Here is an 18614-nt window from a genome sequence, read left to right on the forward strand (position 1 = left end):
CCTTTCGTTAGTATTCCAGCGCGTCTTTATCTTTTTTCTTCAATCCATTAAATAAAAGACCGACGATCACAATAACTACCGTCATAATGACAGCAAGCGCGGAGCCATAACCGATGCTCATATTACTAAATACGACTTTAACCAAATACGTTGTAACAATTTCAGTTGAATTATAAGGTCCACCATTGGTCATTACGTAGAATAGATCAAACCCTTGAAATCCGCCAAGTACGCATAACATGAATGCTACTTCTATGAGGTTCTTGATCATTGGGATTTTAATTTTGAAGAAGATATCTTTTTCGGTCGCGCCGTCAAGATAAGCAGACTCGTAAATATCGTTGGGAATTCGTTGAATACCTGCATAGAAAATAGTCATGTAGAAACCGGCATATACCCAGCCTGATACTACACAAATCGCCAGAAGTGCTGTCTTGGGATCACCAAGCCAAACGTGCGTCCAGTTATCTAGTCCTACGGCTCTTAATACGGCGTTCAACAATCCAAAATCGGAATTAAATACAAATTTCCATAAGAAGGATACAATGACCATCGGAAGCATAACCGGTGTAAAGAAGGCAACGCGAAAGAGGCCTGTTCCTTTCATTTTCACTGTTATGAGTCCCGCGAGGAGCAGACCACCCGCAACTTCTAGGATAATCGTCAAGACAATATAGATGAGGATGTGCCAATAGGACATGAGGTAAATATGGTCTTTGAAAGCTCGAAGGTAGTTATCGAAACCGATAAACTTCATCGTACCGAAGCCATTCCAATCGTAAAAACTAAAGGCTAGGGTCATGAGGATCGGTATTAAAATTGTAAAGCAAAATACAAGTACAGCAGGACCAACAAATAAATATGGGGTTAGTCGAAATTTCCGATTCACTTCATCACCTCCGAAGTCATTAGTGATCATCCGGTGCCGCATGATCTCGTACACCGGACAATCTTTGTGATGTTATTTTTTCAATGCTGCTACTTTCTTATCCAATTCTTCTAAAGCTTTCTCCGGCGTACTCACGCCGCCAAGTACTGCAGATGTTGCCGTATTCAGAGCAGTTGCAACCTCAATGTTGTAACCAGTGTCTGGAGGAGAAACCATCGTTTTCGATTGTTTCAGCATCGTGATCAAGCTTTGCGAGATCGGATTTACATCCTTAGGATCAACGCCGCCTTTAGCTATAGGTGTTTGACCTGCTTCATTAAGCAGAGCTGAAAACTCTGGTGCGCTGTACATTTTCATAAAATCAACAGCCGCTTGGAAATGAGCAGACTTCTTGTTCACAACGAAACCATTCATTACACCAAGGACGCTGTTTTGATCACCCTTACCGCCAGCGATTGATGGAAGATTAAAATAGCCATACTCGAAATCCGGTTTCGCATCTTCCGCCATAGCAACCAACCAGCTGCCAATCGGATACATAGCTGCTTCGCCATTAAAGAACAGGACAGATCCCTCTGTGTCGTTGATACCATTAACACTGTCATTAATGTATTTGTTATCCCATAGTTGCTTCATCGCATTCATACCTTTAACAAAGTCAGGTGAGTTGAATGGGATTTTCAATTCCATCGCATCCGCATAAGCTTGTTCTCCGACAACTCTTGAAAGCACGTGTGCATTCCAGTTACCAGCAGGCCACAGATCTTTGTTACCGGAAGCGATAGGCGTAATTTTAGCTGCTTTCAACTTCGCACATACAGCCATGAATTCATCCCACGTTTTTGGAGCTTCTAACGCTAGATCTTTAAACATTTTTTTGTTGTACCACATGACATTGGTAACATCACTCGCAGTTGGAATCATGTATGTTTTGCCATCAATCGCCATGCCTTTGAAATCCCCTGCATCGAACATATCTTTCAAACCATCTTGTTTAAGAGCTTCTGTTAAATCAGCTGCGAATCCATCTTTCACTCTTGTTTTAAGACGTTCACCTGGCCATTCGAAGTACAGATCAGGTGCATTCTTGCCGTTCAACAAGTTCGGAAGGCCAATCGTTTGGTACATATCCGTATCTTGAATGATCAATTCAACTTTGACATTCGGATATTTCTCTTGGTACTTGTCTTTCACTTGTTCCCAAACCTTCGCAACTTCTTCACCTGGCGATCCTTGAGCAATACGAAGCGTAAATTTGTCACCTGATTCTGAAGAGTTCGAGCACCCAACCAATGCAGTAACGGCACAAATGACAGTAAGACCAGCAAGTAATTTTTTCATTTTAAAATTCGCTCCCTTTAAGATCCATATTTTTGTTGTTGTCAAAGCCATTTTCAGTAACTTTATTTAGGAAAGCAACGAGCACATCAGCGAATACATAGGTGGCATCACCACGATATGTAAGGTATTGGATACGAATTTCTTCTAAAACTCCTATATCTCCTGAACGGAAATATGCTATACAGGCCTGCAATAATTCGCATCCCGCGGCATATTTACGGATCCAGCGAAGCAGCTCATGTTGGAGCGCTTTGTTATCAAGATGATCCGACTGCAACTTCTCTGCAACCGTATTCATTTCAGTGACTAAGACTGCTAGCTCATCTATCGCTTTCATTCGATCGCCATAGAAGTAATCGAAATCAAATCGCATTAAGGCCGCGGCAAGCGTTGGCGAATCCGTTGGATATAAACAGGAGTAGCGCACATTATCTGCAAATCGAAGCACATCTAAGTAGTCCTTGCTTCCGGCTATCTCTTCAATAGCCTCGCGCCAGCTCAATTCCGCATCGTAGCGAAGTGGATCCCATAAGTAGGAAGCAACCGTGCTAATCGAAATTTTAGAGCTTTCCGCAAACTCCATCGCGTTAGCAATGATTCCTCTTGAGAATCGGTATAAGTGCGGGTCTCGCTGCTGATACGGGCCGATATGCATTTCATCGGTCATTTCCATATCGTTTACGGGATAATTATCCCAATATAACGGTTTCCGATAGGTGTTTTGCGTAAACACCGCTGCTTCCATCAACGTAATCTCTTGCGAGCAAATGTTTCGACCGGTCCAGAACAAGTCAATACTCGGATGTAAACCTCCGCCAAGCTTAGAGATATATCGTTCGTTTCCTTTTCCCCAATATTGCGTTGGGCAGGCAACAAGCCGGATGCTAGCATCCCATTGCTTGATTTCCTCGAAGAAACGGTTGACTAGATGAACATGTGCAGCAACAAGATCCGGATAGGCTGCAATATCCTCTGGATGCTGTAGTTTCTCTGGAATGTCATCCAGCAGCAAGCCGAAGTGTCTTACACCCATCTCAAACATTTGCCGTACCTTACGTACCAAGATGCGATAGTCTTCTTCGCTGGAATAGCGCATGGACAAGCCTGGTGCAATGCAATAGTAGAAGTCCAATCCCACTTCGCAGGCTTTAGAGAATACTTCAGTCAATCTCTCATAGGACTGCGGGTCATACAGATCTCTCCAACGTTCACGATGATAAGCATCATCCTTAGGTCCATAAATATACGTATTCATATTGCGTGAAGCAATAAATTGAAGCATGTCCAATCGCTGTTCTTGATTCCAGGGCTGACCATAGAATCCTTCGATAATACCTCTTAGAGCAAACCGCGGGTAATCGTATTGCACGCCATCTTGCCATGCCTGACGTTTCACCATGTCCCCGATCGCATTCATGGCATATCGTAAAGCGCGGAGTCCACCGAAAGTGATTGTCACATGTCTAGCTTCAATCGCCAGTTCATAGATTTCATCTGAAACCGAACTGGTCTCGGCTATGTAGGTGAATCTGGGCTCCGAAGATTTCATTGAAACTATTGTAATCTCGCCACCCGTTTCCCCTATATATTCAAATCCATGCTGTTGGCACCAGCTTTGAATAACAGAGCTGCCATCACCGATCGATGAAACTGTAGGTATCTTAGGAATCGTCATAAACTACGAACAACCCCTTTATATTGTTGAATTAACTGGGAATTATACTGCTCTCCAGTGTCTGTATTACTACTGGCGAATACCTCTGGCACTTTCCCATCCTTTACAATCAGCTCCACGACTTCCGCCACGATGGCATTTACAATCGCTGCGCCAATGACAGTAGAAGTTGGTGCTACTTTCACGTCCAAGCCTGCAATGTCAACAGATGCATCGCCAATGCAACCATGATTATCGATAACAATATCGCTAATCTCATGCAGCTTTTTCCCACTGCTATGTCTGGAATCCGACGATCCCGCATGGTTGAGACTCGTGATGGCTATGACAGAAAGTCCATGCGCTTTAGCGACAAGCGCCATCTCAATATTGGCAGCATTTCTTCCCGAGTTCGAGGCTATAATAATAACGTCTCCAGCCTTCGCAGACTGTTGCTTGAAAATGATGGACGCCAATCCTTCAAGTCGCTCCAAATCCGTGCTTTGGACCGCATTCCGATGAAGCATCAGACCTTCTTCCATAATAGGATTGATGCAAGCCAATCCACCGGCACGATAAAACAATTCTTCCGCCAGCATGTGTGAATGGCCGGTTCCGAATACATGCAACATGCGTCCTGCTATGATCGCATCCGCAATCACCTTTGCAGCTTGCTGAATGTTCTTCAATTCTACCTGCTCAAGCTCATGAAAAAGTGTTCGTAATCCATTCAGATATCTCGATCCCGCCGTCATCTTACACCCCCTGCTGTTAATTCATAGCTCATTTTCATTCGCTCTTTGATTGATGGATCCATTTGCATGCCGTTGTGCTGAAAACAAGCAAATATAGCACCTAATTCAGGCTGGAACTCAAGCAAAGTAACGAAAGACAGCGGATATTTTTGTTCAAGACGCTGCTTGAATTCATTGAAAATATAAGGGTTATTAGTGAAAACACCGCCGCTTGCACCGATGGTAATTTCGAAAATTTCAATGCGTTGCACCAATGCTATCGCATGTTTAACCAGATCTTCTATGGCTTGGTCAATAATGCCCTGCGCTGCGTTATCCCCTTGCTCTGCACAACGGGCAACTTCAGAAGCAAAGCCCGCAATAACATGCCTTTCCATTGGTGGGTTGTAGCATTTTTCAACCAAATCGTCCAAACTTTCGGTTCCAAAAAAAGTATGAAGTGATTGCTGCAGAAGTGTCGTTTCTCCACGATTATCGTGTGCCTTAATTGCACTTTTAATGCCTTGAAGCGCGATATAATAAGCACTTCCTTCGTCACCGAGCAAGTAACCCCAACCGCCATTCGTTACGATGTGGTCGTTGTTGCCTTTCGCCATTCCCATTGAGCCAGTCCCGCTAATAATGAGGACACCTGGCTTTTCAACGGTTAGGGACATTAAGGCAATATACGAGTCACTATGCATATAGACGGATTTGCTATTTACTAAACCGCCCGTAAATGTTTCGATCAGCTCATCAGAGGCACGCATATTCAGTGCTGAATTCCCGATGAAAACCGATTCATACTGATCTATCCCGTGAGTGTCAGCCAATTTATCTAACATCACTTTCAAATGATGGCGGGCAAGTTGCATACCGTTGGAGTAATAATTGATAGAACCGCCAACGACTTTTGCAATTACGTTACCCTCAGTATCTACCGCGACAGCGGTCGAACGGGTACCTCCGCCATCAATACCCAAAAAGATTTTCCTGTTCAACATGGTTTCACATCCCTAGCAAGTCACTTTTTTCAGTGTGTTCTGGACGGGCACAACCAAGGATAACTTGTTTAACTGTTTTAATCCAATGGTAATTTCATGTATTAAAATAACTATTAAAATAATGCTGCCGCCTTGTTAAATCTAGGCAAGAACGACTCATTTTCAGCCAAAATATCATCCAAAATTAGCTTAGCTTTCTCGATAGAACCCACTAATGGATGAATTGTCAACGCTTGCAGCGCTGCATCATAATTGCCGTGTACCGCAGCTTCCACAGTTAACTCTTCATAGGCTTTCACAACCTGCAAGAGACCTCTGATTTCCGGTCCAATCGGTGTTGTGAGTTGAATTGGGTGGGCTCCGCTAGCGTCGATCACACAATTGACCTCAATGCTGGCATCATTCGGAAGGCATGCGATAATGCCATTATTCTTCACATTTACCGTTTGAATATCCTTCGTATTGTTGTATATCGAAGACATCAAGTTAACAGCTACTTCGGAATAGTAAGCTCCGCCCCGCTGCTCCAGCTGTGGAGGCTTAATAGACAAGTTAGGATCCTTATACAATTCGAACAATTCCGCTTCCACTTGTTTCACAACATCAGCACGCGTTCCTGTGCTCGCCAATTCCTCTAATTGCTCGTTTAGGATTACTTCTTTCATGTAATAATAACGATGATACCCACATGGTAGGGATCCAAGCGACGATAAGAAATAGTCATCCCAGCCAAGATCCGGAATATTCTTCATGGTCAATCCCGCTGCTCCAGCAGCCTTACTTAGAAATTCTTTCGTAACATCTACACCATCGACTTCCACTTTGGTCGTCCAGTTCAGATGGTTAATTCCAATCATTTCAACCTGAACCCTCGATACATCTATCCCATAGGTTTCAGCGATTTGCATTTTTTGACCGATTGGCAAATTACACAAGCCTATAGTCCGAATCTTCCCATATTTCAAAGCAGCTTCTGTAACGATTCCTGCCGGATTTGTAAAATTCAGCAAAAATGCATTTGGTGCAAGTTCTTCAATGTCTTTGCAAATATCCAATATGACAGGAACAGTTCGAAGTGCTTTCGCAAAGCCACCAGCCCCAGTAGTCTCTTGTCCAATGCAGTTGTATCTAAGCGGAATACGTTCATCCCGTTGTCTTGCTTCTAACTGTCCCACTCGAAGCTGTGTCGTCACGAAATCTGCTCCGCGAATCGCCTCGCGTCTATCCAGTGTTAGATGTATATCGATATCTAGACCGGCTTTCTCCACCATACGTCTAGCCAGTGCACCCACAATCTCGAGTTTTTCTTTTCCTTCTTCAACATCTACCAAATATAAGGTTTTGACTGGCAGCTCAGCATGGCGTTTAATAAACCCCTCTACCAACTCCGGTGTATAAGACGAACCGCCACCAATCACCGCAACTTTTAAATTCCTCTTTTGATTCATTAATGATCCCCCCAGTGATGATTAGGTTATTTGTTATAACAATATAAGCTGATTATAGTTTTTGAAGTAACATTAAGTCAAGACATTTCGTTTTTTGTTACAAATAAAAAACTATAAGCATTTTCCACAATATTCTGATTAACGAAAACCAGTAAAACCTTGTAGACTTTTCTGAATTTATAGCTGTTCCTATGCGGTTTTTTCACCAAATTGAAATTTGGAAGTCCCCAGTTATGCCATTTTTTTGTAGTGACAAATAAAGGCGGAACTTATATATTACTCCTATGATTTGATTTCTAAACATGGTATACTTAACTTTATTTATCTAATTTGAGACAGGGAGAATTTGTAGTGACAAAACGACATAAAAATTCTTTGTACTTTAATATAAAAGAACAACTTCTTAAGCAAATTCATACAGGCATCTATAATGTTGGTGACAAACTGCCTACGGAGTCTGATTTATGCGAACTATATAATGCTAGCCGCACTACCATTCGTTTAGCTTTGAGCGAGCTCGAAATTGAAGGCATTCTTGAGCGTACRCAAAGAAAAGGCACTTTCGTTAAACGAAAAGAACTGCAGTTGAATCAAACCCGCAGTTTTGCCCAAGATTTGATTATGCAAGGTAAAGAACCCATCAACAAGCTTCTTGAAGCAAAAGTCATTCCTTCTAGTTCACCGTTTGATGAATTTTTTCAAATTTCTAGCAACACTCCGCTAAATCAATTGCTTCGCGTACGATATGCYGATGCTGAGCCTGTATTGTACGAACGCACGTATATTCCTTGGAGTCTAGCTCCAGGATTAGTAAATGAATACACGGAGGGCTCTGGGTCTTTATTTGACTTCCTTGGAACGAGATACGGCATCAAGCTCCACCGTTCTACCGAGCAATTGAAGCCTGTACTCGCAGACAAATTAGCTAGCAAGTTGCTTCAAATTAAAGAAGGTGCGCCTTGTCTCCAAGTCAAAACCTTTACGTATTCCTCCGACAATACCCTGATCGAATACAGCTTCGGTATTTTTAGAGGTGATTTCTCAAATTACACAATTGAAAGATTTTTTTAATGCGTTCTACAAAGTGACACCAACCAAAAAGGGGGCTAAGTGAGAATAACTTCTCACCTAGCCCCTTTTTTACGTTCAGAAGATTTCAACCTCTTAATCCTTATACGGATCAAACTCATCTGCCCCTGCCATACATACACCAATTGGCTTCAAAACATGCAGAACTGGCGCAGAAGGCGTAGCCCCCTTACGGACTACTATGTTCTCTTTACCATTGTGATCCTCTTTCCACGCAAAATTGTGGTGATTATGCACCGCGAAATCTTTATATTTTGATAGGCCATGTAGTTCAGCTCCCGTTATTTGAAAATTGTTAACCCTATTCCCATACTTCCTTCAATGCCGAGCGAAATAAATCATCCAACTGGCTATCTTGACCGCCTTCGCCCACCTGCATGCTGGATGCGGTTCGATCATAGTAGGCTATTCGTGCCTCTAAAAATTCGTTAATTGGATTGATTCTTGGCTCATAATCCATCTCATCGCCAGCTATTTTACGAGCTAATAACACTTGAATAGCCGCCTTTAGCGGACTACCATCTGGCACTAAACGGTCGACAAGATCTTGAAACTCCATTGGCGGCATTGTGTTATATCGCTCAATCCATTCACAGGCCAAGATCGGGCGCAGGACATAGAAATACTTTTTGATTTTGACATGATCACCCTGCAAGTATTCCCGGTAATTCCCTTTGGCCATGTGCAGATAGTGGTGCATACACGATTTTGGCGAGAAGGTTAAAGGTGAAATGTGACGGATTTGATCAGCTATCGTAAAATTTTCTCTATACGGAATTGGTGACTGCAGCCACTCTAGTAATGGCGGATTCGACTTGCGAAACAGATTCAAAGCCTTCTTCAAATCCCAACCATTAATATCCAGCATATCGCTGATCGGTCGTTCGATGACATCGCGTTTTTCAAAAATCGACAGGTACCAATCCACGGGCCTAATGTATATAAATCTTACGTCGTAATCGCTATCCTTGGACGGGAAGCCCCACGCTCGACTACCCGATTCACAGGCGTATAAGATACGAACATCTTCTTCCTTTTCGATCCGTTTCAATTCTTCTAGGATTTGTTGGTGAACATCGATCATGAGGTTCTTCCTCCTTTGTTATTACTGTACCTATTTTCGCTCATTTCTAACGCAACGAACACGGTGAAAGTATTACGACCAAAGAGAAAGTTTTCCATTTCGCCCAATTCCATCCCCTGTTACAATGGATATAGGATGTAGTTTGAACGGAGGAGTAGCGTGGCTAAGGAAAGCTTTGATAAAGAGATCCAGTTTCTACGGATGCTCGTGCTAACGAGTGGCGCCTATAATAGACAACAGTTCTCAGAGCGACTGGGGATTTCTATCCATACTTTTGACAAGACCATTCGACGGTTAAAAGAGATCGTGAGCTCCACCTACCAGCACTTACCGCAGGAGGAGCGTAAGGAGTTTGCTGAGACGATTCGCTTCAGCTATTACGAGTCCACGGATCCGATGCTGCTATTCTTATTTCGGGCCAAATCCCTGAAGGAATCGGAATCTCAGAGAATCTCGTTGCTTTTAGCCGCTATGAACGAACAAGCTTTGACAGCCATGGAGCTGTTAGACATCTGTTGCACGAGTCAGTCTTCTGAGCTTTCCCTGCCTGATGAGAAAACGATTCGTTCCGATCTTAAGTATTTGGAGGAAGTTGGTGTTGTTAAAAGACAACCCGGCGCCCGTCCATATCGTTACCGGATTCAGAATGATTTGATCCATGAACTCTCCGATGAGGAGTTGTATGACCTCTATGATTTCGTAGATGTCATGGCGAACACGCAGGTGCCCTCTGTGCAAGGCTATTTGCTGCGTGATGGCTTGAAGAAGCATATGACGCGCCAACAGGACGAGAAGCCTGCCATTGAGCCTTTTTTATATAAGTATCACTATTATTCCCGCATCTTAGATGAAGCACATTTGTTCACGATTCTTAGTGCCATCCGCAGCCGTCGTAAGGTTCGCTTCTTATATTTCTCACCGAAGTCTGAAAAAAGCTACGCTTCTAAGAACACTAACCCGCTATTCGAGCGGGATACGAACGGAAAAGTGGAGAAAACACTCCCGCTGAAAGTGGTCTACGATCACCAATACGGTCGATGGTATTTACTCACAAGTGGCAGAGAGGGAATTCGGAAGTATCGTTTGGAAGGGATTACGCAGATCGAAGAAGATGAAGCCGTGGATGAGGACGTCTTTGCGAACAGGACGAACGAGCTTCAGGAGAAAATTCGGTATAGCTGGCTGATTGACACGGGGCAACCTGTGACGGTTCGCGCTCGATTTTACAATCCAGAAGGTTCTGCACCTAACTTTGTGAGGGAGCGCGTATTGCTGCAAGGACAGTGGGGGCAAATTGTGCCTGAGGACGAGCATTCTTTTATCTATGAGATCACGGTTAACGGAACGACTGAAATTAAGCCGTGGCTGCGCAGCTTCGGGTCAAGCTGTGAAATACTCGAGCCTGTTCAGTTCCGCAGGGAAATGATCGCCGAATGGAAGGAGATTCAAGCTTACTATGAATCTGTTTGAGAAGATTTTTAACTACCAGATTATTTCCCGGCTTGAGGATTCTGGTACGTTCATGGTCACTTCACACGAAAGAGCCTGGCTGAAAACGATGCTGGGCCATCCCGCGGCGGATGAAGCTTTCACGCCTGACACGTTGGGTAAATTGCGCTCGATTCTAGGGGAAGAGCAGGTCATGGATACCTCCGACCATCTCATTGAAAAAGCACGCAGCAGGGAGAAACAAGTCTACCATCCGCTCCTGCGTTCTTTACGAAGGCTAATTACCGAGAAGAGCGGAATCCGTATGACGTATGAGATCAAAGGCGGACGCCTACATCCAGATCAATCGGGAATGCCCTATAAATTAGAATACTCCATGGTCAAAAGAGAATGGTACCTGCTCTGGTTTCACCTTCGGCATCACACGTTCATGCGTACCAAGCTGGATAAGATTGCTTCCGTCGCTGCAGAGGCATTGCAAACATTGGATGCAGAAAGCATCCTTGTGAAAATCAAACATGCATTGGACGCTCGGAAAGGCGAAGCCGTCCTTGAAGTCGTTCGTGATTACAACAGGGAATTGTCGCGTATTCTTTACGCCCTCTCCAGCTTCGAGAAAGACGTTGAATTCGATTCGGAGAATGATCTCTACCGCGTGCGTATTTGCTTGTTTGGTGACGAAACAGAGTATCTCCTCTCCAAGATTCGTTTTCTAGGGAAACGTGTTCGGGTCATTGAGGGGGATTTTTTGAAAAGACGAATGTTGGAGTCGTCGACGAAGGCTTTGGCACGGTATGGGGTTAGTTCGGTTGGTGAGGAATTATCTTTGTGAGATTTAGTATTGTATCCTTTTGCAGGGGGAGTCACTTTGAAAAAGTTCAATGTCAATCAATCAACGCTTACCGTTATTAAAGGGGACATCACGAAACTCGATGTAGATATCATAGTCAATGCTACAAACACAAGCCTACTTGGCGGCGGGGGCGTTGATGGTGCTATTCATAAAGCTGGGGGAAAAGCGATCCTGGCGGACTGCGTAAAGATTAGAGAACGGCAAGGAGGCTGTAAAGTCGGTGAAGCCGTAATTACAACTGCCGGCAACTTGCCAGCCTCCTATGTCATCCACACCGTAGGCCCGGTATGGAACTTTGGAAACAACAATGAAACGGACAAGCTAAGAGAGTGCTACAAAAATTCATTATTACTAGCAACTGAGAATAAAGCTAAGAGTATTGCTTTCCCAAATATCAGTACAGGTATTTATCATTTCCCTAAACAACTTGCTGCCGAAATTGCGCTTAAGACTGTAATTGTACATTTGAATTCAATTACCTCAGAACAGCAAACGGTTGATCATATTTGCTTTGTTTGTTTTGATGATGAGAATTACAATATTTATTTAAATATGCTTGCGGAGCACGATTCTATCTAGACAAGGAATGGTGATCTAAAATGAAAAAAATAGATGAAAGAAAGCATGAACAAACAGACAAAATTGTTAGAACGAAGAAGCATATATGGATTGCAATTGCAGGTGCCCTCATTATTGTTATGAGTGGGCTTTTCCTGATGTTTCTCGCAATTAAACATTTTTTAACTCAAATTTGTGAAATCACGCATTGTTAACTCATCGTGATTTCACACTATTGTCGAGCGCAACATCTTCATCTACTTCAGGTAAGATTCCGCCGGCAAAAGAGAGCTACCATCCTCTTAATCGGAAACTAACAGCGAAGGACGTAAATAAGAAAGATTTCTGGCATGAAGGTCAAAAAATACAGGTAAATGGTGATTTATGTAGAAATAAGAGTTGAATGAGCAAATTACAATCTTAGGGTGTGTACTCGAGCTGATGCTAATCGAAAAATTGTTTCTCAACATTCTAATCGTTCTTGCTCCAACTCTGGTTCTTACAGCGATCGGTGATAAATGGCGATTTGTGCGGTCTTCATTCGGCATAGGCTTGTTCCAAGGATTATCATCTATACTATGTATGCTTTTTTCATATCAAATCGAGCATTATTACTGGGATTTAAGATATGTTCCTCTCATGATTTCTACGATTTACGGTGGGCCAACTGCAGGGGCAGTAATCTACTTGTTCATTATAGCGAACCGTACCTATTTGGGCGGCCCAGCGCTAATAGTTGGATACATCTATATCACACTGGTCTTCGTGTTTGTTTGGTTTGCATCCAGAAAAATTGTCGGGTTAACCGGCAAATACCGCATGCGTGGAACACTAATGATATCGTTCATTCCTTTTCTTGTGCTTCTGGGCTTCTCGGTTATCGTATCCAACCAAATCCCTATGAGCAGCATTATTTCGTTTGGTTTTTTCCAAGTTTTGGCATGTTATTTCTCTGCGATGATATTCGAAGTATTCCATGAACGGATTGTGATGAAGCAGGAAATTCAGCAAAACGAGAAACTGAAAACATTAGGGCAGCTCGCAGCTTCCATGGCACATGAAGTCCGTAATCCCTTAACGGTCGTTAATGGGTTCCTTCAAATGATGCGTCCACATCAAAATGGGAAAAATGTAAATTATTTAGACATTGCAATGGGTGAGCTAGAGAGAACGGAAGCTATTATTAAAGACTACTTATTTTTTGCCAAACCTAAGCTGACAAAGGTAGAATCCTTCTCACTGACTGACCTTGTCGACAATGTAATTACGCTTTATACACCAATGGCGACCAACAATGGGGTCGTGCTAAGCTCGAATCTTCAAGATGACATCGTGATCGAAACCGATCGAGGGCAACTGCAGCAAGCTTTAATTAATGTAATCAAAAATGCCGTAGAAGCGACACCATCGGAAGGTATGGTCTCCATTTGCTTGACTGGTCACGATCATTACGCCCAGATCGTCATTATGGACAATGGAAAAGGTATGACGAAGGAGCAAACTTCTAGAATCGGCACCTTATTTTTTACGACAAAAGAAGTGGGAACCGGCATTGGGACAGCCCTAGCTTTCAGCATTATTGAAAGTATGCATGGACAGATCAAGTATGAGAGTGAGTTGGGAGTCGGGACAACCGTAACGATTACGGTTCAGTACCGCGCCGTCGTTGGATGAACAAGCAAACTCATATTTTACCTGGATTAATGAATATGAATTGGATGATCGCGGTTGAAGCTAATGGAGAATGGGAGGAAGACACCACTCTCTTTTTTGGATTGATAACATTAAGCTTCACTTCCCGTCATCGTTACAAAGAAATCATTCAATGCCTTTTCGTAAGCCCGTTTTGTGTTTTCACTGCGCTTATCCGAGAACCCCAACCAACCGATCCGCAACCTCATCCAACCGATCCCTAATCAAAATCGCCTCCGCATACTTAGCAGGTATCTGCTCATAGCCATAATAAATGCCGGCCAACCCTCCGGCAATGGCGCCAATCGTGTCGGAGTCATCACCCAAATTGGCTGCTCGTTGTACAACTTCACTAAAGTCGGAAGCTTCCAGCAAAATGTGGAGCACCCAACGAAACGTATGAACGACAAACCCACTTGCTTTACAATTCGGCTCAGACGTGAGCATACCTTCATACTCCGTTCCGATCAGCTCCTGCTGGATCACCCCTTTCAACTCTTCACCCTGTACTAGTCGAAAAGCAATGCGATTATAGAGGACGCAAGCTTCATTGCACCTCTCATCATAGTGGGTCATTTTAGATTGCATATGGGAAATGTGCTCGATCTTTGCCCAGTCTTTGTATGCCAACGCTACTGGCAAACAACGCATTAATGAACCATTGCCCGCACTTTGGCCCATTTCGATATGCGTAATGTAAGCTGCTTCGAACCAATTTTCTTCCACATTTTCAAAAGTATGTCTGATGATATTCCCGATATCCTTTGGCCTCGTTTGATACCAACTCATAAACTGAGCACCAATAGCCTCTAGCGGATCCCTTGGATTCTCCAGTATACCCTCCGCTACGCACAGCGTCATCATCGTGTCATCCGTCACTTCACCCGGCTCTAATCGCCAAGCGCCCCCGCCAATGATCTCCGTCAAATACCCGTATCTTGCTTGGATTTCCTTGACACTCATGAATTCGGTTGTGCCACCCAAAGCATCGCCTACGGCTACGCCATACAATCCGCCTTTGATTTTATCTAACAAATCGTGTTCGTTCATACTCATTACTCCCTCCCACCGCTTGCTGTATTCGTCATGAAGCATTCACTCCAACTACGATATTTACGATATTGCTTCAAAATCTTACTTACACTTGCTGCTCTCTCTTCGAGCGTGCCTTTTATCAGGAAGTATGGAATTTGTCTCATTTGGAGATCAGCAATAATCTGCTTCTGGAACACAAATCTCTGTACTTCCCCTGAACGATCCCAAGTATCCGCGTAGGGAATATCCGTATCGCATACAAAAACAAGATCATACCGTGACGCTGCTTCCACTGCCATTTGAGTCAAACGTGGCGTAGCCTTGCCGTGATAGTAGTGAGAGAACATATACGTTGTAATCGCATTGGTATCTACGAAGAGAACCTCACGGGCTTCCCTCACAAGGAGCTCTTCCCTTTCCAAATGTCCCTCCGCAATCTCCTCCAGCTGCTCTAACGATAATCTTCGGTCCACTTGATTTTTCTCCCAATATTCTCGACCATACTCCGCCATCCAGACGGTATTCATCTGTTCCGCCATATAAGCGACAAGTGTCGATTTGCCAGTTGAAGGAGCGCCAAGAAATACGACTTTCGCAATCATAGAATCATAAACAACGGGACTAAGAAGCTTTCTATTGTCAAAAGGTTTATGACGCACTTGGGTGCCAGACACCGGAATTGTGTGCCGATCAGGATCGACCTGACGGTTCTCCGCCCCCAGAGCCACGCTCATATGCTCCCCATAAAACTCGCTGGAGTAAAAGTGTGTGATCTTCCGCCCTTCCAGCTTCCGCAGAATGTAGGTTTCATGCATGCTTTTAATTTCAGGCGTATCTCCTATTTCAATGGGACCATCCCATGCTTCGATAACCTGCACCTGCGGATAGAGGGTTCGAATCCAATTGGATCTCACACGCAAAGGAATATCCGTCGTTTCGGGACAATCGTAGATGACAACGATCACTTCATCCATTTCCTTGATCGCTGTCTCAATCATGAATTGATGACCCGCATGCAGCGGCGCGAACTTCCCAAGTGTCAGGCCTGTTCTGTGTTGTGACATATTGGCTGCCTCCGATCTACGAGTTGTAATTCTCTTTTCCATCCGACATAGCCAGCAATGGCGATAAACAAGAATATAAGGTACAAGAACGCTACAGCATACAAATCTTTGTAGGCATACATGGCTACCGACATCACGTCGACGGCAATCCAGATGAGCCAATTCTCTAGTATTTTAGATGAGAGTAAATACTGCGCTATGATGCTAAGTGTGGCAATCAAGGCGTCTACATAAGGAATAGAAGCGTCCGTGTACGTTTGCAGCACATAGCCCCAAAGCAGGGTCATAACCACACACAGTATGCTTAAAAAGAACATGAGCCGAGGTGTTATTTGGCGAGTGGGACGAACCTTCGTGCCTTCTCTTTTCGTCAACCAAATGATCCAACCATACACACTTAATAGGAAAAAGAGTACCTGCAACATCGTATCCGCATAAAGTTTGGCTTCCCAAAACATGAAAAAGAAACAACCGACATTGACCAGACCAATCGGCCATGCCCATATATTTTCCTTCGCTGTCAACCATACGCACAATAAGCCTGTCGTAGTCGCCACGATTTCAATAGCCGTAGATGACGTGTAGATAGCAATGGCAACCATAAAGATGAATAATACCAATAATGACCATGCTTTTTTCATATAAAACGCCTCCTTAAGATTAACTCCTCATCGACCAATACATTCAATATGACATTATCAAAAGTTAAAAGAGAAGCGCCTAGCTGTAAATGGACAGCTGTGGCGTCAGATCTGTAAAACGGTATAGCTGTGCTGCTCTCTGTGAGTAGCGGTTCGAAAGCTTTTGCACTCCGTTACGGTCTACCGCTTCTTCAATAATTCCTTTGCGGCTTTGCGTAGACGTGATTTTGCGAATGAAGTTACTCTCCTCAAAATTCGGAACGACCGTTTGGATAACTTGATACAGTTCACCAATGGTGAACTCTTCAGGAAGAAACTCCTTGGCAATCGTCGTTGTGAGCATCTTTTGCTGAATTTGATGCAAAGCATCCGCCAAAATCTCCCTATGATCAAAAGCTAACTCGAGCCCAAGGGCCTCCTCCACCGTGAATAAGCGCACATCCGACGCATCCGTGTCAGCACGCCTTTCAGCCAACCACCTCTCGTGAACTAAAGCGAAGAAGGCGTGTGAGATGATCCAACCTCTTGGATCACGTCCGGGTGTACTGTAGACGTTAAGGTATTCCATATGAACATCCGTCACGCCGGTTTCCTCTTGAAGCTCCCGCCGAGCACATTCATACATACTCTCTGTCTCTTGGCAAAACCCGCCAGGTAACGCCCATTGCCCTTCGAACGGCCACTGTTTTCTTTGAATCAGGAGGACCTGCAATTCCCGAATGGGTAGCGATTTTTTGGTCGTATTCTTCTCTGTGGAGGTAATGGTGAAGATGACGATGTCACTTGGTGCGCCATCTGGTGTCCGATATTTATGGGAAGTGTAGTTGTATTGATTGTCGTTTGCGTCCAATGTGGCACCTGCTTTCAAAAACTTATATTGTTGATTTGATATTATCATTATGACATGTTTAGCGGAGATGTCAAGTGATTCATAACCTATTCAAAGAATTACTCGTTATCGGCCAGCTATACATATTTTTATAACTCATACGAAATGTAAATGCTCAACCCATTAAACACCTGTGTTGAGCCAATGTAGAGACTTACGAATATAAATAAGGCCCAACTCCATATCTAACATGGGTTGAGCCTGTTATTAATTTAAGGTTTTCACCATCAAAAGTATCAAGCCGTTGTCTCGTAGTCCGTAAACGGATCCGCAATCTCAATATAGTGAGCTTCCGCATCACTAGCCCCCACATAAAGATCAGCCCGGTTATTCGGCTTTCGAACCAAACCACCGCTGAATATCACATCAACTAGATCTGGACGCTTGGCGGGGCCTTCCGGAAAATCACTTCTTGTTGCAATTATTTTGACCGGCGACTTCTCCCTCGTCAGCGGATTGAGAACAAATGACATCGCATGGTAATGCAGCTTCCCTTCATCATCCGTATATGAAATGTGTCCTAAAACGCCAAGGAATCCATTTTGGAGTAAATGAATTTCATTGGCTCCTCCCCATTCATCCTTCAGGAATTGATCGCGAAACAAGGGTGCTTTAATAATTGCCGTTTCGCTTAAATCCTCAAATGATGCAAGAATGCTAAAGCCGATGACAGCTCTAGTGCCTTCAATACCAAAAGGTCTTGAAAAAACCCCAATTGTTCCATCGGATAATTCCGTTAATCGGATGTCTTTCATATTCCAAGGCCCCGATGCGGCATGTACCAGCTTATGCAAGTTTTTCCCTCGATACAGCACGGTCTTCCACCCAATGATAGCCCTCGATGGTGGGGAATCAAAGTAAAGTTCAACCCCACCCAAGATCCATTCCCCACTAATCCTTGTAATAAAGGGATCTTGAAGTTGAAACTTCGGTAAATCCACCTTTGGAGTCCATACATCATCCTTACATGTAAAGAAGATGATTTCGGATTCCTCCGAGTTGCGCTCTTCAACCCGCCCGGCGATATACAACTCACCTTCGTTCATAAAAGGAGCCGTAATATTATACACGTCTCTATCGCCGACTCCCGCAAAATGAAGCTTCTTGCCTTTCACTTGCGCTGGTTGATATTCAAGAAGTAGTTCTTTGCAAGTTTTGGTGTTCCATTCCAATTTCATCATGGGTTGTGA

General features: G+C 43.8%; 18 protein-coding genes. 5 read left to right on the forward strand and 13 right to left on the reverse strand.

Annotated elements, in window-relative coordinates; all coding sequences use genetic code 11:
- Positions 1–7 precede the first annotated feature (7 nt).
- The 6 genes from AC1DVJ_RS01350 to AC1DVJ_RS01375 form a co-directional block, all read right to left on the reverse strand.
- Positions 8–889, reverse strand: a complete 882-nt coding sequence (locus AC1DVJ_RS01350; RefSeq protein WP_477587761.1) for a carbohydrate ABC transporter permease — start codon at positions 887–889, stop codon at positions 8–10.
- A 72-nt stretch (positions 890–961) separates the two neighbouring features.
- Positions 962–2230, reverse strand: coding sequence for an ABC transporter substrate-binding protein (locus AC1DVJ_RS01355; protein ID WP_477587762.1), 1269 nt, complete (start codon positions 2228–2230; stop codon positions 962–964).
- A gap of 1 nt (position 2231) precedes the next feature.
- Positions 2232–3905, reverse strand: a complete 1674-nt coding sequence (locus tag AC1DVJ_RS01360; RefSeq protein WP_477587764.1) for a protein O-GlcNAcase — start codon at positions 3903–3905, stop codon at positions 2232–2234.
- Positions 3902–4639: a sugar isomerase domain-containing protein gene (locus tag AC1DVJ_RS01365; protein ID WP_477587766.1), complete on the reverse strand. Its 738-nt coding sequence runs from the start codon at positions 4637–4639 to the stop codon at positions 3902–3904. Before AC1DVJ_RS01365 ends, AC1DVJ_RS01360 begins: the two co-directional genes overlap by 4 nt.
- Positions 4636–5622, reverse strand: coding sequence for a BadF/BadG/BcrA/BcrD ATPase family protein (locus AC1DVJ_RS01370; RefSeq protein ID WP_477587767.1), 987 nt, complete (start codon positions 5620–5622; stop codon positions 4636–4638). Before AC1DVJ_RS01370 ends, AC1DVJ_RS01365 begins: the two co-directional genes overlap by 4 nt.
- Positions 5623–5735: 113 nt before the next feature.
- The gene (locus AC1DVJ_RS01375) at positions 5736–7070 is read right to left on the reverse strand and encodes a 6-phospho-beta-glucosidase (RefSeq protein ID WP_477587768.1); all 1335 of its coding nucleotides are present in this window, start codon (positions 7068–7070) and stop codon (positions 5736–5738) included.
- A gap of 351 nt (positions 7071–7421) precedes the next feature.
- Here AC1DVJ_RS01375 and AC1DVJ_RS01380 point away from each other — a divergent pair, with 351 nt between their 5' ends.
- Positions 7422–8141 carry a GntR family transcriptional regulator gene (locus AC1DVJ_RS01380; RefSeq protein WP_477587769.1) on the forward strand — a complete coding sequence of 240 codons (720 nt, stop codon included), beginning with the start codon at positions 7422–7424 and terminating at the stop codon, positions 8139–8141.
- Between the two features lie 93 nt (positions 8142–8234).
- Here the strand turns inward: AC1DVJ_RS01380 and AC1DVJ_RS01385 are convergent, their stop codons facing one another.
- Both AC1DVJ_RS01385 and AC1DVJ_RS01390 read right to left on the reverse strand, forming a co-directional pair.
- On the reverse strand, positions 8235–8396 hold the full coding sequence (locus AC1DVJ_RS01385) for a hypothetical protein (protein ID WP_477587770.1): 162 nt from the start codon (positions 8394–8396) through the stop codon (positions 8235–8237).
- A gap of 64 nt (positions 8397–8460) precedes the next feature.
- Complete coding sequence (locus AC1DVJ_RS01390; RefSeq protein ID WP_477587771.1) at positions 8461–9243, reverse strand: nucleotidyltransferase domain-containing protein; 783 nt, start codon at positions 9241–9243, stop codon at positions 8461–8463.
- 159 nt (positions 9244–9402) lie between these two features.
- Between AC1DVJ_RS01390 and AC1DVJ_RS01395 the strand changes: the two genes are divergently transcribed.
- From AC1DVJ_RS01395 to AC1DVJ_RS01410, 4 genes are all read left to right on the forward strand, one after another.
- On the forward strand, positions 9403–10713 hold the full coding sequence (locus AC1DVJ_RS01395) for a helix-turn-helix transcriptional regulator (protein WP_477587773.1): 1311 nt from the start codon (positions 9403–9405) through the stop codon (positions 10711–10713).
- Positions 10700–11524, forward strand: coding sequence for a WYL domain-containing protein (locus AC1DVJ_RS01400; protein WP_477587775.1), 825 nt, complete (start codon positions 10700–10702; stop codon positions 11522–11524). The genes AC1DVJ_RS01395 and AC1DVJ_RS01400 overlap by 14 nt, the downstream gene beginning before the upstream one ends.
- A gap of 36 nt (positions 11525–11560) precedes the next feature.
- Positions 11561–12124, forward strand: coding sequence for an O-acetyl-ADP-ribose deacetylase (locus AC1DVJ_RS01405; RefSeq protein WP_477587776.1), 564 nt, complete (start codon positions 11561–11563; stop codon positions 12122–12124).
- A 420-nt stretch (positions 12125–12544) separates the two neighbouring features.
- Positions 12545–13777, forward strand: coding sequence for an ATP-binding protein (locus tag AC1DVJ_RS01410; RefSeq protein ID WP_477587777.1), 1233 nt, complete (start codon positions 12545–12547; stop codon positions 13775–13777).
- Positions 13778–13966: 189 nt separating this feature from the next.
- Here AC1DVJ_RS01410 and AC1DVJ_RS01415 read toward each other — a convergent pair whose 3' ends face one another.
- The 5 genes from AC1DVJ_RS01415 to AC1DVJ_RS01435 all read right to left on the reverse strand — a co-directional run bounded on the left by AC1DVJ_RS01415 (position 13967) and on the right by AC1DVJ_RS01435 (position 18605).
- Complete coding sequence (locus AC1DVJ_RS01415; protein WP_477587779.1) at positions 13967–14851, reverse strand: ADP-ribosylglycohydrolase family protein; 885 nt, start codon at positions 14849–14851, stop codon at positions 13967–13969.
- Positions 14851–15894: an AAA family ATPase gene (locus AC1DVJ_RS01420; protein WP_477587780.1), complete on the reverse strand. Its 1044-nt coding sequence runs from the start codon at positions 15892–15894 to the stop codon at positions 14851–14853. The genes AC1DVJ_RS01415 and AC1DVJ_RS01420 overlap by 1 nt, the downstream gene beginning before the upstream one ends.
- Positions 15870–16535: a nicotinamide riboside transporter PnuC gene (pnuC, locus tag AC1DVJ_RS01425; RefSeq protein ID WP_477587781.1), complete on the reverse strand. Its 666-nt coding sequence runs from the start codon at positions 16533–16535 to the stop codon at positions 15870–15872. The genes AC1DVJ_RS01420 and pnuC overlap by 25 nt, the downstream gene beginning before the upstream one ends.
- A gap of 79 nt (positions 16536–16614) precedes the next feature.
- On the reverse strand, positions 16615–17433 hold the full coding sequence (locus tag AC1DVJ_RS01430) for an NUDIX domain-containing protein (protein WP_477587782.1): 819 nt from the start codon (positions 17431–17433) through the stop codon (positions 16615–16617).
- A gap of 227 nt (positions 17434–17660) precedes the next feature.
- On the reverse strand, positions 17661–18605 hold the full coding sequence (locus AC1DVJ_RS01435) for a DUF1861 family protein (protein WP_477587783.1): 945 nt from the start codon (positions 18603–18605) through the stop codon (positions 17661–17663).
- Positions 18606–18614 lie beyond the last annotated feature (9 nt).

The sequence above is a fragment of the Paenibacillus sp. P4_A9 genome (assembly GCF_056402415.1).

Bases quoted from the DNA above. Each gene is read 5' to 3' on its own strand.
- AC1DVJ_RS01370 (WP_477587767.1), bottom strand. From the start codon at position 5,622: ATGTTGAACAGGAAAATCTTTTTGGGTATTGATGGCGGAGGTACCCGT.
- AC1DVJ_RS01390 (WP_477587771.1), bottom strand. From the start codon at position 9,243: ATGATCGATGTTCACCAACAAATCCTAGAAGAATTGAAACGGATCGAA.
- AC1DVJ_RS01365 (WP_477587766.1), bottom strand. From the start codon at position 4,639: ATGACGGCGGGATCGAGATATCTGAATGGATTACGAACACTTTTTCAT.
- AC1DVJ_RS01375 (WP_477587768.1), bottom strand. From the start codon at position 7,070: ATGAATCAAAAGAGGAATTTAAAAGTTGCGGTGATTGGTGGCGGTTCG.
- AC1DVJ_RS01360 (WP_477587764.1), bottom strand. From the start codon at position 3,905: ATGACGATTCCTAAGATACCTACAGTTTCATCGATCGGTGATGGCAGC.
- pnuC (WP_477587781.1), bottom strand. From the start codon at position 16,535: ATGAAAAAAGCATGGTCATTATTGGTATTATTCATCTTTATGGTTGCC.
- AC1DVJ_RS01355 (WP_477587762.1), bottom strand. From the start codon at position 2,230: ATGAAAAAATTACTTGCTGGTCTTACTGTCATTTGTGCCGTTACTGCA.
- AC1DVJ_RS01430 (WP_477587782.1), bottom strand. From the start codon at position 17,433: ATGATAATATCAAATCAACAATATAAGTTTTTGAAAGCAGGTGCCACA.
- AC1DVJ_RS01415 (WP_477587779.1), bottom strand. From the start codon at position 14,851: ATGAGTATGAACGAACACGATTTGTTAGATAAAATCAAAGGCGGATTG.
- AC1DVJ_RS01400 (WP_477587775.1), top strand. From the start codon at position 10,700: ATGAATCTGTTTGAGAAGATTTTTAACTACCAGATTATTTCCCGGCTT.
- AC1DVJ_RS01420 (WP_477587780.1), bottom strand. From the start codon at position 15,894: ATGTCACAACACAGAACAGGCCTGACACTTGGGAAGTTCGCGCCGCTG.
- AC1DVJ_RS01435 (WP_477587783.1), bottom strand. From the start codon at position 18,605: ATGATGAAATTGGAATGGAACACCAAAACTTGCAAAGAACTACTTCTT.
- AC1DVJ_RS01410 (WP_477587777.1), top strand. From the start codon at position 12,545: ATGCTAATCGAAAAATTGTTTCTCAACATTCTAATCGTTCTTGCTCCA.